The sequence below is a fragment of the Bacillus sp. FSL K6-0268 genome (assembly GCF_038005425.1).
GTDB classification, from domain to species: Bacteria; Bacillota; Bacilli; order Bacillales; family Bacillaceae_G; genus Bacillus_A; species Bacillus_A thuringiensis_S.
In genome coordinates, this window is sequence record NZ_JBBOTF010000001.1 from 5,528,781 (window position 1) to 5,544,879 (window position 16,099).

The following is a 16,099-nucleotide window of genomic DNA, read 5'->3' on the forward strand; positions in this document are numbered from 1 at the left end:
ATAAAAGTACACCTTATTAAACAATAAAGCGGAAATGCAACTTAAGTTGCATTTCCGCTTTATTGTTCTTTTTTTAGCTCGATACTAAATAGATAAACGTGTTCATTTTCTTTTAAGAGTAGATCAATGCCTGTTTCTTCATCAATGATAGGAACGATTACAGTTTCTTTACTGGTTTGGATTACAGCAGCTAAAATCGTTTTTTGATTGTATTTTAAATTTTTTATAGATTGGATTGTAGTAGTTGCAGAGCTATTTACGATTGGTGGCGCTTCTTCAGGAACAAGTGTTGCACCACCATTAATATTAATATACCATTGCCCTTTTTCTGGTACATCTTCATTAAAGTAGGGGTATGACGATATGAAAGAGAGTTTTATTTTCTTTTCTAGAAAATGTGAGGTAGCAATGTAAGCAATTTCTTTTGTTTTTTTACCATTGTTATAATAATCAATTGTAGCATTTATTTCATCTTTATCATTTTTAAGCGTAATGTTATAAAACATGCTATTTCCTTCTTGAAAAGGAGTCATTTGTAAAATAGAAGCTTGCTCTTTTGTTAATTTGTATGGCTCAACAATGGCAACTTCATTGTTTTTTAGTGGGCTACAACTTGTGAGTAATAATAAAGACAAGATTGATAGTAATTTTATACGCATGCAATCTCCTCCTTTTTACAATTATATTCTAAATGTGATTTTTTTATCATTTCGTTTTCTAGGACTAAAGACTTAGAAGAAATTCCGATTGTAGTGCGATGTTTAAAATGTCATATTTTTATACACTAGTAGTATAGAATGCGTATGTAATAAGGTAGGGGAAGAATTTTATGTCTTTATGTCGGCTAGCGAGAAAAAATATTAGAACATTTGCTACCAAAAGGATGAAGCAATTTATTTGGATTGCTATGAGTACTATGATTTTGTTTTTTATGATATCGTTACAATTTAATGAAGGAGCCATTTGGAAAGTAGGGGATACATTTGTATTTCAAATGTATTTTTACACGCTGTTTATTGTACTAATTTTCATATGTATTTTTACTACATATCAAATGATGTACTCCCTTTTGCATGTGAGGAGAGAGGAGTTTACATCTTATGTAGCAGAAAATATGAAAAGAAAAGAAGTGCTATGTTTATTATTTCAGGAGCAATTATTCATTTATGGAGCAGCATTTGTTTTCGGATTAATTAATGGGATGCTATTTTTAAAATTATTTACGGTTATCTTTATGAAAATCGCAGGGATACAAGGAGTAAATAGTGCGCCAATTACAATATATGCAATAGTAGTAGTGAGTATAATTATGATTGTTATCCTTCTATTATCGATGGTGCAATGTTTTCGATTTGTTCAAAGTTTACAAGATAAAAATTCGTTGCATTTTAAGAAAAACAGAAACGTACGTTCTTTTTTGCTATAATATCCTTAACGAGGAGGTGAATAAAATGACAAAGGAAAATCCATCAAACTATAAAACTCTTCAAATTTGGATTAAAAAAGGGCATCGTATGTATTCTTATTTTCAAGAATGTTGTCATAACGCTAAGAATATGTATAACACCACAAACTTTTATATACGCCAGGTGTACACTGGATTAACACAAGAAAAAGAGTTGCAGCCTTTGCAAAAAGAAGTTCTGGATAATATTCATAAAAATATTGATAAGATGAATGACACACAACTCCTTGCCTATCGGAAGAAATTGGAAAAAGAGAAATTAAAGCCTAAAGAAGAACAGAAAGAGATTACATGTAATTTGTTTTCAGAACCTAATTTTGAAAAACCTTATGTAGATTACAACTTTCTAGATGCACTATTTAAGGCTATGATTCAAAATGATTATCGAGCTTTGCCTACGCAATGTAGCCAGTCAATCATGAAGGGTTTGTTCCAAAATTGGAAATCTTTTTTTGCTAGTTTAAAAGACTATAAAAAGAATCCAAACAAATATGCTGGAACGCCTAGGATTCCAAAGTATATTCGTTCTTCTGAAAAAGAGATTCTGTATACAAACCAAGATTGTATCATTAAAAACGGTAGATTTTTAAAGTTTCCAAAGACGAAATTACAATTAAATATTGGGAAACTAGGTTTCACTGAAGGTAAACTGAAACAAGTTCGTGTGATTCCAAAATACAATGAATATGTAGTGGAATTGGTAATTGATGTTCCTTCTGAACAACAAATGATTGAAGAGAATGCTCGTTATATGAGTATTGATTTAGGGATTGATAACCTTGCAACCATCGTAACAAACACAGGTATGAAACCTGTCCTTGTTAAGGGCAAACATGTCAAAAGCATAAATCAATATTACAACAAAATGAAGAGTCATTTTACAAGCATTCTTAGAAATGGAAAACAAACGAATGAAGGACCTTTTACTTCTAAAAGGATAGAAAAACTTCATCAAAAACGTTACTTGAAAATAAAAGACGTCTTCCATAAAGTTAGTCACCATATCGTAAAACTAGCTCAAGAAGAAGAAGTTTGTAAAATCGTTATTGGTCAAAACAAAAGTTGGAAACAAGAAACGAATATGGGAAAAAGAAATAACCAATCGTTTTGTCATATCCCGCACAATTTACTGATTCAAATGATTACATACAAAGCAAATGCTGTAGGCATTCAAGTTGTTGTAACTGAAGAATCATATACATCGAAAGCAAGTTTTCTGGATAACGACTTCATTCCAACGTATGGAGAAAATGACCAAAATACAACTTTTTCAGGAAAACGAATAGAGCGCGGCATATATCGTTCAGCAAATAAAACTTTAATTAATGCTGATGTAAATGCTGCGGCTAACATTTTACGAAAAGTAATCCCAAATGCATGGACAAATGGGATAGAGGGGTTAGGCGTGAAACAGCTCGCTAATGTGTTAACTCCTCTGACGTTAATCGTCCGTTAGGTCGAAACGTTAGAAACCCCCACTTCAAGCTTTGCTAAGTGGGGGAGTGTTCATTTTACACATAAAAATAATCATGTTACAGTGAAAAGACCTGACAAAGAATGGGAAGGAAAGGTTGTATAGAATGACAAATGAACAATCAATTGTAAAAGTCGATCGGTTAACGAAGCGAATTGGCTCAAAGACACTTGTACAAAATATTAGTTTTGAAGTGAAAAAAGGCGAGGTTGTCGGTTTACTCGGACCAAACGGTGCTGGAAAAACGACTTTAATGAGAATGATGGTTGGTATGATCCGTATGACAGAAGGTGAAGTATGGATTGATGGTCAATCTGTGAAACAGCAATTTGAAAAAACCGCTGCGAAAATTGGGGCGGTAATTGAGACACCCGAATTTTATCCTTTTTTGAGCGGGTATGAAAATTTAACATATTTCGGACGAATGAATGGTAATGTGACCGAAGAACGTATCGATGAAGTAGTGAAATTGTTAGGAATGGGACAAGTAATTAATCGTAAAGTAAAAGCATATTCACTTGGCATGAGACAACGTTTAGGAATCGCTCAGGCGCTTATTCACGATCCGGATGTGTTGGTACTAGATGAACCGACGAATGGATTAGACCCTAGTGGAATACATGAAATGAGAATGTACATAAAAAAAATTGCACATGAACAAGGAAAAGCTGTACTTGTATCGAGTCACTTACTTTCAGAAGTTGAATTAATGTGTGACAGAGTTATCATTATTCAGCACGGGGAATATGTGGCTACGCAAAACATTCAGCATAGTCAAAGTGAAGAGATGGAGACGATCCGTATACGTGTAGATGATGCGAATAAAGCAGCGGAAATGTTAGGGCATGATGTTTTAGTAAAAGATAATGAATTAATTATTAACGTAAAAGATGAAGAAATCCCAAATGTTATTCGTACATTGCTTGAGAAAAACATTCAAGTGTATCGTGTATATGAAGAAAGAAAAACGTTAGAAGAGCAATTTTTAGAATTAACAGGGGGAAAAGATATTGTTTAATTTAGTATATAACGAACTGTATAAAATATTTAAGCGGAAGCGAACGATTATTCCATTTGCGGTTATTGCAGTATTAATAATCGGATTAGGGTGGGTTACGGTAAAGTATTTTGAACCGGAAACAAAAGGATGGAAAGTAGATTATACAGAACGTACTGTAGAAATTGAGAAAAAGCTTGGCATGAAAAAAGAAGCTATTTTAGCAGAAAAATCAGGGGATGAGCTTGTAAAAGAATACCAGCTTAAGATGAAGCATTTAGATACGGATACAGCACCGGCAAGCAGTTCTCCACTTTCTTTCATGAGAGATACAGGTTTTATCGTATTTCCAATTTTGCTCCCATTTATCCTCGTGTATGCAAGTACAATTTTTGCGAATGAATATAGCTGGGGAACATATAAATTTTTAACAATCCGTCCGGCGAGTCGATTTAAAATTTTAACAGCAAAGTTTTTAGCAATCGTTATATTTGCAGCTTTATTGTTTATATTTAATATGATTTTCTCCGCTTTATGTGGACTTGTTATTTATAAATTCCAACAGCCTGCATGGAGTGAGTTTATTTTCCAAGATGGAAATATAATAAAACAAAATATTTTTGTGGAAGCAAGTAAATATTATGTTTTATCGTGGTTACCAACGGTTGTGTATGCATCGTTTGCATTTATGATTTCTGTGTTAACGAGATCTAGTGGAGGTGCAATTGGTATTTCACTATTCCTTGCTTTATCAGGCAATATTGCGTTATTAGCAGCCACTAGATATAACTGGGCGAAATATTTATTGCCAGCAAACACAGATTTATATAGTATTTCAAAGAATGGAAGTTTTATTGATGGAGTAACATTCCCGTTTGCATCATGTATGTTACTACTTTATTTGTTCGTATTTTTATGTATTTCATATACTGTGTTTTTAAAACGTGATTTAACTTAATAAGAAAAGCCGTTCAGGGTGCTGAGATGCACTTTGAACGGCTTTTTTTATGAGAATTGTTTAAGTGCTCTTTCGGCTAGTAAAGCAAAGTATTCGGCACTTATAGGCAGTGCCTCTTCATTAATTGTAAAAGCAGGATGATGCCATTCATGTGTACCGCTCGTTCCCATAAAGACGAATGAACCTGGTATTTCCTGTTGGTAAAATGAAAAATCTTCTCCAGCCATTGACGGACTAGGCGAGATGATATTAAGATTCATCTTTGTGGCAACGTGAGTAGATAAGTCTGTAAGAGCTTTATCGTTGTGAACAGCAGGAGGACCTGAATAAAAACGAAATTCCGTTTTTACACCTAATGCATCAGATACACCTTTAATAATACGCTCCATGAGTGCTGGGATCTTTTCACGTGTTTCAGCTTGGAACGTGCGAATAGTTCCTTCTAACGTAGCTTTTGCAGGAATCACGTTCCACGTATTTCCCGCATGAATATTTGTAACACTAACAACTGCATTATGAGATGAACTTATATTTCGGCTTACAATTGTTTGCAGTGCCATCACAATTTGAGAGGATGCGACAATAGGATCTACGCCAGCATCTGGTACAGCCGCGTGTGTACCAACTCCGTGAATTTCAATTTCAAATCGATCAACTCCGGCCATCAGTGGACCATCTTTAATGCCAATTGTACCTACTGATAAATCAGGTTTATTATGCATGCCGAAAATCGCTTGCACATTACGTAAATGTCCAGCATTAATAACTTTGCAAGCGCCATTACTACTTTCTTCAGCTGGTTGGAATATGAAGCGAACCGTTCCATTTAGGGAAGATTCTCTTTCTTTTAATAAGAAAGCAGTACCTAAAATAGCAGCTGTATGAAAATCGTGTCCACAAGCATGCATTTTCCCTGGTACTTTAGATGCATAGGACAAATGTGTTTCTTCTTGAATAGGAAGGGCATCAATATCAGCACGAACTGCTACAATTGGTCCGTTTTTATTACCAGACACTTCAGCGATAATTCCTGTTTCTAAATTGGAATCAATGATAGTAATGTTTTTTTCTTCTAACCAATTTTTTATTGCTTTTGTTGTTTCGAACTCTTCATATGATAGTTCTGGATACTCATGTAAATGTCGACGGATGGAAATAAGTTTTTCTTTTAGTTGATTTGAAATAGATACCATGTAGTATGCCTTCTTTCTTCAGCAAAATCTTTACTATAAGTATACAACAATAAAAGAGAGGATTTTCAAATGAAAATCCTCTCTCGTTCATGCTGCTATTTTTTTATGCGTATGATGTTTACGATAACGTCCGCGTCCACGCATTGCGTATGCAATTTGCGGGATTGCAATCCCGATTAAAATAAGTGATACACCGAACCATTGTGAAGATAGTACAGCCTCTTTTAAAACGAATACTGACATAATTGTTGTAACCGGTAGTTCCGCTGCACCAAGAATAGTCGCTAAGCCAGAACCGATTTTTGGAATTCCGATTGTAAAGGCAATAGATGGAATTACGATACTAAATGTTCCTAATCCTAAACCGTATTTCCAAAGACCTTGAGAAATGGCACCATTAAAAATAAATGTTGGTGGAAATACAATCATGACTAAAGTTAAAGCACCAGTCATTAAGAGAACACCGCGCGGTAATGAAGGTACTTCAACAGCAACTTTTCCGCTCACGAAAATGTATGTTGCGAATGTAACAGCAGATAATAAACCTAAAATGATTCCAGTCGTATCGAAAGCACCTGCTGATTGTTCTAGTAAACCACTGGATAAAAATGTCCCTACAAGTAAGAAAATAACAGAAATAACTTTTTCTCTTGAAGGTAATGTTTTTGTTGCGACTGCTTCAATGATAATTCCGATCCAAACGAATTGGAATAAAAGAATAATTGCAATAGAAGCTGGTACAGTTTTTAATGAAGCATAATAAAAAATTCCGGTAAAACTTGCAGATGTTCCTGCAACGAATAAAAGTAATGCTTGCTTTAAAGGAACGCGATGTCTAGAAAATAGAAGTGTAATAGCAAGCAAAATAATCCAACCGAACAAATATTGGCTGCCAATTACTTCTCCAAGTGAAAATCCTTCTGCATATGCAAGCTTAACAAAAATAGCTAAAATTCCATAACTACACGCTCCTAATAAAACTAAAAGAGAATAACGAAGCATGAAAAATTCCTCCCATCTATATGAAGTTGTTCCGTATCGAAAATATATAACTAGAGGGAAGTATACAAAATTAGAAATAAAGGGTCAAATGAAAGAAAAGTATGACATTTTATAGAATAATAATAAAAGTATGATATTTATGCATAATCTTGAAATTATTAATAGTAGAAGTATTATAAAATCAGCTTTGCATTGTATAGAGACAGCATTTGAAAAAAATATTTTTTAAACCAATATGTAAATAGGCGTACTAGTAGCGTGCTAATTATTTGAGAAACTATGTTACCTTTGTTATGTTAATAACAATTAAAGGAGTTTCATAATCCATTTGAGTTTTTTCTATATAATAGAAGGAAATGAAAACGTTTTATTAGAAACTGTGGGGAAGTGTGGTTTTTCTTATTGCCACGTTGTAAAAGTGATTTCACGAATTGTTCATAGTATTTTTATGTGTTTTTGTTACAATATTTAGGGAGAGGAGTGGAATGATGCAAGATATTAGTATTTTTTTAGCGTTTGGCGCCGGGTTCTTATCATTTATTTCCCCATGTTGCTTACCGCTTTATCCGGCATTTTTATCGTACATAACAGGTATGTCGGTTTCTGAATTGAAAGAAGAAAATGCAATGCTTCGCAAAAGAAGTATGATACATACAGCGTTTTTCTTACTTGGATTTTCAATTATATTTATTGCAATTGGATTTGGTACAAGTTTTATTGGAGGAATCTTTACTGACTATAAAGATTTAATCAGACAGTTAGGTGGTATCTTTATCATCGTGTTCGGCTTAATTATTGTCGGGGTGTTTAAGCCGAAATTTTTAATGCAAGACCGTAAATTTACATTTAAAAATCGTCCAAGTGGCTATTTTGGATCAGTACTAATTGGATTAGCCTTTGCAGCAGGATGGACGCCATGTACCGGACCAATTCTAGTGTCCGTAATTGGATTAGCAGCAACAAACCCAGAATCTGCAATGATTTACATGATTGCTTACATACTTGGATTTGCTATCCCGTTTTTCGTACTGTCATTCTTTATTACGAAAATGTCTTGGATTAAAAGAAATAGTATGGCCTTCATGAAAATCGGAGGATATATTATGATTGTTATGGGTGTCTTCTTATACTTTAACTGGATGACGAAAATTATCGTATATTTCTCAAGTTTATTTGGTGGTTTTACCGGTTTTTAGTATTATTCTGCGAAAATGTTGGAAATACTAACGGAAAAGCATATAATGAAAGTATATTTTGCATATAGCCACAAAAAAGGATGAGAAAATATGAACATAGTTGTTTTATCCAGTATCGTTGCTGTTTGTATGGCTGTCGGTGCGATGTTTATTCGTTTAAAAGCAGCTAAGAAACCTGCAACATTGAAAAAAATTATACTTCCACCATTTTTTATGAGTACGGGCGCATTGATGTATGTTTTTCCTGAATTTCGATTAACTCCAGCAGAAATGTTAGAAGCAATTGGTGTCGGTTTGATTTTCTCTATTTTTCTTATTAAAACATCTAAATTTGAAATTAGAGGACAAGAGATTTATTTGAAGCGTTCAAAAGCCTTTGTTTTTATATTAATTGGATTACTTGTAGTGCGGATTGTATTTAAAACATACTTAAGCCAATCTCTTGATTTAGGACAACTTAGTGGCATGTTCTTCTTACTTGCGTTTGCGATGATTGTGTCATGGAGAATTGCAATGTATCGTTCCTTTACGAAATTACAGAAGGAAATGGAAAAAGAAGATGGTTTTTATAATGAAAAAGATATGAAGCTAACTTAAAAACTGTATATGTACCAAATAAAAAGACAGCGTCAAAGGCGCTGTCTTTTTTATCGAAAATAATATGAAGTTACTTTGCGAGTAAAGATTGATAGTTAGAATAATCAATCTTTTTTTCTTGTAGTTTTTTAATTAAAAATTTATGATCACGCTTTGGTGTGGCAATGATATATCCTTTAATAATTAAGTCTTGTGTAATTTGAGAGGCATTTTCTTGTAATGCAAGTTCCCCAATTTTGCCAGCGATTTTTGATTTTGCAACATCGCGAAATAGTTCTGGAACAGGACTTACAAGCTCTTCTAACAATTGTTTTTGTTCGTCAGCCCATAAATGTCTCGTTTTATTTATGTAGTGTTCTTCCCAATCCAAAATGGACATGCCGTCTTCTTTTGGTAATCGTTTTAAAAATTTTCTGAACATAAAGTATCCACCGATAGACATAAGTCCTAATAAAATAACCGTCCACAATACAATGAACCAACTGAACCATCCTTCGAGCAAGCATATCCCCCCTTAATGATTACGGTTTTCTTTTATTCATATTATATACAGTGAGATTAATAGAAAGCAAGAACGCTTGGTCATTTTGACCAAGCGTTATAGTTTAAACGAAGTATAGTTGTTCAACACATAAATTATTATTATCGTCTTCAACATACTCAATAATAAGTGTGCCAACTTTACGATCTTTATCTTCAGTTGTGAAAATAGAGTAAGAAGTAAAACGTGTTTTTGATAGGCCGCTTATATGTGTAGGTAAAGAAATGTAGTCGTTATCGCGGAAGAATTCCATCAGTTCAATATCCTCAAATTCTTTTCGGTCAACTTGTTTGTTTGTATAGCGGCGTTGAAGTTGTTTTAAAGATTCATTCCAAGAAATTGCTTTTGTGTCGTATACCATTGTTCTATCTCCTTACTGTATGTAATTATTAAGAACATACGTTCCAATCTAGTATACTCTTTTTATTAGAAAAGGGAAAGCAAAAAATAATGTAAGCTTGGATTTCCAAGCTTACATTATTGATGCGTCCGTCATAATCTCTATTTTTCATTATAAGTTAGATAAGAATAAGAAACAAGATGATATATATAATGTTGAGAGTTTTCAAATTTCTGTATATTATAGGTGTACTAAAGTGTAAGGGAATGAGAGGCATGGCATACGTAATTTCACTGCAAGGGCCGATGGCAAGCGGAAAAACAACATTGGCTAAAAGATTAGAAGAGAGAGGATATTCGGTTATATATGAAAATCCTTATCCAATTGTAGAAAAGCGAAAGCAATTAAATTTGGATGTGAATTCAAAAGAAGGGTTTATCATAAATCAAAAAATGTTTATCGAAGTAAAAATAAAGGAGTTTCAAAATGTGAAAGATTCAGTTGTTATTTTTGATCGTGGACCTGAAGATATTGAATTTTATACACTTTTTTATCCAATGATTATAGGGAAAGAGTGGGATATAGAAACTGGATTGAAAGATGAATTATATAAATTAAGAGAATGTCGTTCAGATGCTATTTTTTATTTAGATGTGACGAAAAAGAATGTATATGATAGAAAAAATAACGATAGGACAAGAAAACGAAGTACATTTGATGAGCAATTTAAATTAGTAGAAACGGAAAAAGATTGGTATAGACAATTTCCTGTAACTTATTTGGACACGAATAGATTAACAGTGGACGAATTAGAGGCATATTTTATGAGATGGTTGAAGGAGAAAGCGTTATGAAAAAAATACTTTTATTCGTATATCCAACATTTGCGGAGTTTGAAATAACGGTAGCTACAGCATTGCTGAAAAAGAAATATGACATCATTACAGTAGGTTTAACTAAGGAATTGGTTATAAGTGAAACTGGGTTGCAAGTGCAGCCGCATATAGAAGTAAGTGAAGTACGTGTAGATGAGTATGAGGGGATACTTATTCCAGGTGGAGAAGAAGTACAGTTAAAAGATGCAAAAACTCTTTTTTCAATCATTCGGCAATTTCATGAACAAGAAAAATTAGTGGCGGCAATTTGCGCTGGACCGTATGCGCTAGCAAAAGCAGGCTTATTTAAGGGGATTTCTTATACTGCGACTATAGATTATCAAAAATTCGATTGTTTTCCAGTAAAAAATTTTGTGTATGAAGAAGTTGTGAAACATTCAAATATTATTACAGCACAGGGGCATGCATTTGTAGCATTTGGAATAGTGATTGCCTCTTATTTTGGAGTGGCAGACGAACATAATACAAATTTTTATTGTGGTAAAGGCAATGTAGTAATGGAGAAACTTTTACGAGAAAACGTGTAAAAGCTAGCAAATGCTAGCTTTTTTCTTTTTTACACCGATAAATTACTAACGTTTTTGGATCGCGCCATATACCGTTATGGAGAGATAATTCCTTGTTGATTTCTTCTGTTAGCCATTCTTTCATCTCGGCTTGAAGATACATATTATCGGGTATATTTAGCGATGGAAACATGCTAGAAATATAGTTTACTATTGGGGTAGCATGATGAAAAACGAGCGCATTATGAATAACTGTTTCTTCAACAGTTGGAAAAACGGATTGTAATATCTCTTTACCGTTTTCTAAACAAAATGGAGTGACTGATGATGTTGTTTTCGGTAAATCAAATGCGTCTAACATGCGGTTACACATTTCAATTATACGAGGTAGTGTATCGTTAGAATTTGTTGTAGCTAAAAGTGAGCCGCCGGGACGAATTACTTTATGTAATCCTTGAATTGTTGTTTCAACGTCTTTCACATGGTATAACATATGTCTTGCAATTATTAGGTCATAACAATTTGTTTCAAAAGGAAGTTTATTAGCATCCCCTCGTTTCCATTCTATTAAGTTATTCGTCTTAGCAGCTTGAGCAAGCATAGCTTCGGATTGATCCAACCCGGTTAATGGGCCTTTATGACCATTTGTTTGTAAAAGGGAAAGGAATTTTCCACTAGCGCACCCAACCTCTAATATGCTTTCTTCCCCTTGAAGTTGTAAATGTTCAATAACGATTTCATCTAAATTCACTTGTTTTTCTTCGTAATGTTTATGCGTATCGATACGTGTTTGTAAATTGTTACTGACGCTATATTGCCGTTTTACATCATTCATTTTTTCACATTCCACCTTCGTGCAAAATTGCTGAATCGCATGTGTTAATACGTCGGTTTTCTTTAAACCTTCATATTGAAGTGCAGATTCAAACCTTTCAAGTAATTTTTCTTCAATTCGAAAATGAATATCTTTTCGCTTCGTCATTGAAATATCGCCCCTTTGCATCTGTTAGTGAGACTATAGCACGTCTGAAAAATTTGTGTAAATCATTTGTGTACACAAATGGAGGAGATGAAAAAAATGTTTGAATGTGAGTTTAAACTATTGACGATTTAACCGTTTTCATATATTCTTAAATTAAGAAATATTCAAATAATTAAAAGAAATGAGAGAGTCACATGCTTCTCCAAGGAACACATCGAATTGGTCGTATGGCCATGTTGTTGGCACTTGCGGATGAGAATGAAAGCCCTGTATTATCTATTCCAAAAGGTTGGAAGTATTGTACGGGGAAAGTGGGTTCGATGAATTCGCAAAAAGTTGTAGCAGCAATGGAAACAGCGGCTAAGAGCAACCAAGTTATTGAAACAGATGTTTACAGAGAAACACATGCACTTTATCATGCAATTATGGAAGCATTGTACGGAGTGACGAGAGGTCAAATTCAGTTAGCAGACGTTCTTCGTACAGTAGGACTTCGATTTGCGATTGTGCGCGGTAGACCATACGACGGAAAAAAAGAAGGCGAATGGGTTGCTGTTGCGCTATATGGAACGATTGGTGCACCTGTAAAAGGATCTGAGCATGAGGCGATTGGTTTAGGAATTAATCACATATGATTTGCCCATAGTCTATTAGTTAGAAGGGGGCCTTACTTTTTTAGGACAGAAGTCTGTCTTAAAAAGATAAGGTCCCCTTTTGCCTTTTTAAGGAGGAAAAAAAGAATGATTACGTTAACAGGACACACATTGACAATTGAAGAAATGAAGAGATTGTTACTTGAAGGGGAAGGTGTAACAGCCTGTCCAACTAGTATGCAAAAGGTGGCGGAGTGCCGCGAAGTTGTTGAGAAAATTGTCGAGGACGGAAAAGTCGTTTATGGTATTACAACTGGATTTGGAAAGTTCAGTGATGTGCTTATTCAAAAAGATGATGTAAAGGCACTTCAACACAATTTAATTCAGTCACATGCATGCGGTATAGGCGATCCATTCCCTGAAGAAGTATCACGCGGTATGTTAATTTTACGAGCGAACACGATGCTTAAAGGAGTATCTGGTGTTAGACCGCTTGTTGTAAATATGCTTCTTGAGTTTGTAAATCGTAAAATTCACCCAGTTGTCCCGCAACAAGGTTCACTTGGTGCAAGTGGAGATTTAGCACCTTTATCTCATCTCGCTCTCGTATTATTAGGCGAAGGTGAAGTGTTCTATAAAGGGAAACGCGTTCATGCAATGGTTGCTCTTACAGAAGAAGGGCTTGAGCCAATTGAACTTGAAGCGAAAGAAGGTCTTGCGTTAATTAATGGTACGCAGGCGATGACAGCACAAGGAGTTCTTTCTTATATAGAGGCAGAAGCAACGGCGTATCAAGCTGAACTAATTGCTTCGATGACAATTGAAGGGTTACAAGGCATTATTGATGCATTTGATGAAAATGTTCATAAAGCACGTGGTTATAAAGAGCAAGTAGATGTAGCAAGCAGAATTCGTGACATTCTTCATGATAGTAAGTTAACAACAAAACAAGGAGAACTACGTGTACAGGATGCCTATTCACTTCGCTGTATCCCGCAAGTACACGGTGCTTCTTGGCAAGTTTTGAATTATGTGAAAGAAAAATTAGAAATTGAAATGAATGCAGCAACGGATAATCCGCTAATCTTTGATGGCGGAGAAAAAGTAATTTCGGGCGGGAATTTCCATGGTCAACCGATTGCGTTTGCGATGGACTTCTTAAAAGTAGGAATGGCGGAACTTGCAAATATTTCGGAGCGTCGTATTGAGCGTTTAGTAAATCCGCAATTAAATGATTTACCTCCATTTTTAAGTCCAGAACCAGGACTTCAGTCTGGTGCAATGATTATGCAGTATGCAGCAGCATCACTTGTTTCTGAGAATAAAACGTTAGCACATCCAGCGAGTGTAGATTCAATCCCGTCGTCAGCTAACCAAGAAGATCATGTAAGTATGGGAACAATTGCTTCACGCCATGCACATCAAATTATTCAAAATGCAAGACGTGTTCTTTCAATTGAGATGATTTGTGCAATGCAAGCAGCAGAATATCGTGGTATTGAAAACATGAGTACAGTGACGAAGAGCTTCTACCATCAAGGTCGTCAGCAAGTACCTTCTATTACAAATGACCGTATATTCTCAACGGATATTGAAAATATTGCGCATTGGTTAAAAACGAATTATTCGATAAAAGAAAGATTAGATGTAAACGCAGCACTATAAAATGAGAAAAGGGAGAGATTGAAATGGAAAAAGTACAACAAACAATTCGCGCGCCAAGAGGTACAGAGTTACAAACGAAAGGGTGGGTGCAAGAAGCTGCACTTCGTATGTTAATGAACAATTTAGATCCTGAAGTTGCTGAAAAACCAGAAGAATTAGTTGTATATGGCGGAATTGGCCGTGCAGCTCGTAACTGGGAAAGCTACAATGCAATTGTAGATTCATTAAAAACGTTAGAAAGCGATGAAACGTTACTTGTTCAATCAGGAAAACCAGTTGCCATTTTTAAATCACATGAAGATGCACCGCGCGTTCTGTTAGCGAACTCAAACTTAGTACCAAAATGGGCGAATTGGGATCACTTCCGAGAACTAGAGAAAAAAGGACTTATGATGTACGGACAAATGACAGCTGGTAGCTGGATTTACATTGGAACACAAGGGATTCTACAAGGAACATATGAAACATTTGGTGAGGCAGCTCGTCAACATTTCGATGGTTCATTAAAAGGTACATTAACACTTACTGCTGGTTTAGGTGGTATGGGTGGTGCACAACCTCTTGCTGTAACGATGAATGGCGGTGTTGTCATTGCTATTGATGTAGATAAGCGCAGCATCGATCGTCGTATTGAAAAGAGATATTGTGATAAGTATACAGAATCATTAGAAGAAGCATTGGCTATTGCAAACGAGTATAAAGAGAAGAAAGAGCCTATTTCAATTGGATTATTAGGTAATGCAGCAGAAATTTTACCTGAGTTAGTAAATCGTAATATTATCCCTGAATTAGTTACGGACCAAACATCTGCTCATGATCCATTAAACGGTTATATTCCAGTAGGTTATACGTTAGAAGAGGCAGCGAAACTTCGTGAAGAAGACCCAGAACGTTACGTACAATTATCAAAAGAAAGTATGACAAAGCACGTAGAAGCAATGCTTGCGATGCAAGAAAAAGGCGCAATTACATTTGATTATGGAAATAACATTCGCCAAGTTGCTTTCGATGAAGGTTTGAAAAATGCTTTCGATTTCCCAGGATTTGTTCCAGCATTTATTCGTCCATTATTCTGTGAAGGAAAAGGACCATTCCGCTGGGTAGCTCTTTCTGGTGATCCAGAAGATATTTATAAAACAGATGAAGTAATTTTACGAGAATTCGCTGACAATGAGCATTTATGTAACTGGATTCGTATGGCGCGTCAACAAGTGGAGTTCCAAGGGCTTCCATCACGTATTTGTTGGCTAGGTTACGGTGAGCGTGCGAAGTTTGGCCGCATCATTAATGAAATGGTGGCAAATGGTGAATTATCAGCACCGATCGTTATTGGTCGTGACCATTTAGATTGCGGTTCAGTAGCATCTCCAAACCGTGAAACAGAAGCGATGAAAGACGGTAGTGATGCAGTAGCAGACTGGCCAATTTTAAATGCATTAATTAATAGTGTAAACGGTGCGAGTTGGGTATCTGTTCACCACGGTGGCGGCGTTGGTATGGGTTATTCACTTCACGCTGGAATGGTTATTGTTGCAGATGGAACAGAAGCAGCAGCAAAACGTATTGAGCGCGTATTAACTTCTGACCCTGGTATGGGTGTTGTTCGTCACGTTGATGCAGGATATGACTTAGCAGTGGAAACTGCGAAAGAAAAAGGCGTTAACATTCCAATGATGAAATAAGGGGGAGAAAAC

18 protein-coding genes are annotated in these 16,099 nt (G+C 35.2%); 12 read left to right on the top strand and 6 right to left on the bottom strand.

Annotation, left to right across the window (positions count from 1 at the left end):
- Positions 1-59 precede the first annotated feature (59 nt).
- Positions 60-659 carry a hypothetical protein gene (locus MHI28_RS28890; protein WP_001220623.1) on the bottom strand — a complete coding sequence of 200 codons (600 nt, stop codon included), beginning with the start codon at positions 657-659 and terminating at the stop codon, positions 60-62.
- A 170-nt stretch (positions 660-829) separates the two neighbouring features.
- On the opposite strand from MHI28_RS28890, the gene MHI28_RS28895 reads away from it, so the two are divergent.
- From MHI28_RS28895 to MHI28_RS28910, 4 genes are all read left to right on the top strand, one after another.
- On the top strand, positions 830-1,426 hold the full coding sequence (locus MHI28_RS28895) for an FtsX-like permease family protein (RefSeq protein WP_000050615.1): 597 nt from the start codon (positions 830-832) through the stop codon (positions 1,424-1,426).
- A 25-nt stretch (positions 1,427-1,451) separates the two neighbouring features.
- The gene (locus MHI28_RS28900; RefSeq protein ID WP_000159708.1) at positions 1,452-2,921 is read left to right on the top strand and encodes an RNA-guided endonuclease InsQ/TnpB family protein; all 1,470 of its coding nucleotides are present in this window, start codon (positions 1,452-1,454) and stop codon (positions 2,919-2,921) included.
- Between the two features lie 124 nt (positions 2,922-3,045).
- Positions 3,046-3,957, top strand: coding sequence for an ABC transporter ATP-binding protein (locus MHI28_RS28905; protein ID WP_000180626.1), 912 nt, complete (start codon positions 3,046-3,048; stop codon positions 3,955-3,957).
- On the top strand, positions 3,950-4,894 hold the full coding sequence (locus MHI28_RS28910; protein ID WP_000482759.1) for an ABC transporter permease: 945 nt from the start codon (positions 3,950-3,952) through the stop codon (positions 4,892-4,894). Before MHI28_RS28905 ends, MHI28_RS28910 begins: the two co-directional genes overlap by 8 nt.
- A 47-nt stretch (positions 4,895-4,941) precedes the next feature.
- On the opposite strand, the gene MHI28_RS28915 is transcribed toward MHI28_RS28910, so the two are convergent.
- Together MHI28_RS28915 and MHI28_RS28920 are read right to left on the bottom strand one after the other, a co-directional pair.
- The gene (locus tag MHI28_RS28915) at positions 4,942-6,087 is read right to left on the bottom strand and encodes a M20 peptidase aminoacylase family protein (RefSeq protein WP_000253664.1); all 1,146 of its coding nucleotides are present in this window, start codon (positions 6,085-6,087) and stop codon (positions 4,942-4,944) included.
- Positions 6,088-6,174: 87 nt separating this feature from the next.
- Complete coding sequence (locus MHI28_RS28920) at positions 6,175-7,089, bottom strand: EamA family transporter (RefSeq protein WP_000947036.1); 915 nt, start codon at positions 7,087-7,089, stop codon at positions 6,175-6,177.
- Positions 7,090-7,411: 322 nt separating this feature from the next.
- On the opposite strand from MHI28_RS28920, the gene MHI28_RS28925 reads away from it, so the two are divergent.
- The 3 genes from MHI28_RS28925 to MHI28_RS28935 all read left to right on the top strand — a co-directional run bounded on the left by MHI28_RS28925 (position 7,412) and on the right by MHI28_RS28935 (position 8,882).
- A complete protein-coding gene (locus tag MHI28_RS28925) occupies positions 7,412-7,561 on the top strand; it encodes a peptidase T (protein ID WP_074790237.1) in 150 nt (49 codons plus the stop codon).
- A 16-nt stretch (positions 7,562-7,577) separates the two neighbouring features.
- Positions 7,578-8,285 carry a cytochrome c-type biogenesis protein CcdA gene (gene ccdA / locus MHI28_RS28930; RefSeq protein ID WP_001152674.1) on the top strand — a complete coding sequence of 236 codons (708 nt, stop codon included), beginning with the start codon at positions 7,578-7,580 and terminating at the stop codon, positions 8,283-8,285.
- A 90-nt stretch (positions 8,286-8,375) separates the two neighbouring features.
- Positions 8,376-8,882 carry a CcdC family protein gene (locus MHI28_RS28935; protein ID WP_001028640.1) on the top strand — a complete coding sequence of 169 codons (507 nt, stop codon included), beginning with the start codon at positions 8,376-8,378 and terminating at the stop codon, positions 8,880-8,882.
- A 70-nt stretch (positions 8,883-8,952) separates the two neighbouring features.
- On the opposite strand, the gene MHI28_RS28940 is transcribed toward MHI28_RS28935, so the two are convergent.
- Positions 8,953-9,384 (bottom strand): DUF2621 domain-containing protein, encoded by a 432-nt coding sequence (locus MHI28_RS28940; RefSeq protein ID WP_000889371.1) that lies wholly within the window; start codon positions 9,382-9,384, stop codon positions 8,953-8,955.
- 103 nt (positions 9,385-9,487) lie between these two features.
- Positions 9,488-9,784 (bottom strand): hypothetical protein, encoded by a 297-nt coding sequence (locus MHI28_RS28945; protein ID WP_000262400.1) that lies wholly within the window; start codon positions 9,782-9,784, stop codon positions 9,488-9,490.
- 254 nt (positions 9,785-10,038) lie between these two features.
- Here MHI28_RS28945 and MHI28_RS28950 point away from each other — a divergent pair, with 254 nt between their 5' ends.
- Positions 10,039-10,617: an AAA family ATPase gene (locus tag MHI28_RS28950; RefSeq protein WP_000332115.1), complete on the top strand. Its 579-nt coding sequence runs from the start codon at positions 10,039-10,041 to the stop codon at positions 10,615-10,617.
- Complete coding sequence (locus MHI28_RS28955) at positions 10,614-11,186, top strand: DJ-1/PfpI family protein (protein ID WP_000722190.1); 573 nt, start codon at positions 10,614-10,616, stop codon at positions 11,184-11,186. The genes MHI28_RS28950 and MHI28_RS28955 overlap by 4 nt, the downstream gene beginning before the upstream one ends.
- 13 nt (positions 11,187-11,199) lie before the next feature.
- Here the strand turns inward: MHI28_RS28955 and MHI28_RS28960 are convergent, their stop codons facing one another.
- On the bottom strand, positions 11,200-12,147 hold the full coding sequence (locus MHI28_RS28960) for a class I SAM-dependent methyltransferase (RefSeq protein WP_000166776.1): 948 nt from the start codon (positions 12,145-12,147) through the stop codon (positions 11,200-11,202).
- A 194-nt stretch (positions 12,148-12,341) separates the two neighbouring features.
- On the opposite strand from MHI28_RS28960, the gene hutP reads away from it, so the two are divergent.
- From hutP to hutU, 3 genes are all read left to right on the top strand, one after another.
- Positions 12,342-12,782 (top strand): hut operon transcriptional regulator HutP, encoded by a 441-nt coding sequence (gene hutP / locus MHI28_RS28965; RefSeq protein WP_000926515.1) that lies wholly within the window; start codon positions 12,342-12,344, stop codon positions 12,780-12,782.
- A 105-nt stretch (positions 12,783-12,887) separates the two neighbouring features.
- Positions 12,888-14,405 (top strand): histidine ammonia-lyase, encoded by a 1,518-nt coding sequence (hutH, locus tag MHI28_RS28970; RefSeq protein ID WP_000631844.1) that lies wholly within the window; start codon positions 12,888-12,890, stop codon positions 14,403-14,405.
- 23 nt (positions 14,406-14,428) lie between these two features.
- Positions 14,429-16,087, top strand: coding sequence for a urocanate hydratase (gene hutU, locus MHI28_RS28975; protein WP_000416939.1), 1,659 nt, complete (start codon positions 14,429-14,431; stop codon positions 16,085-16,087).
- Positions 16,088-16,099 lie beyond the last annotated feature (12 nt).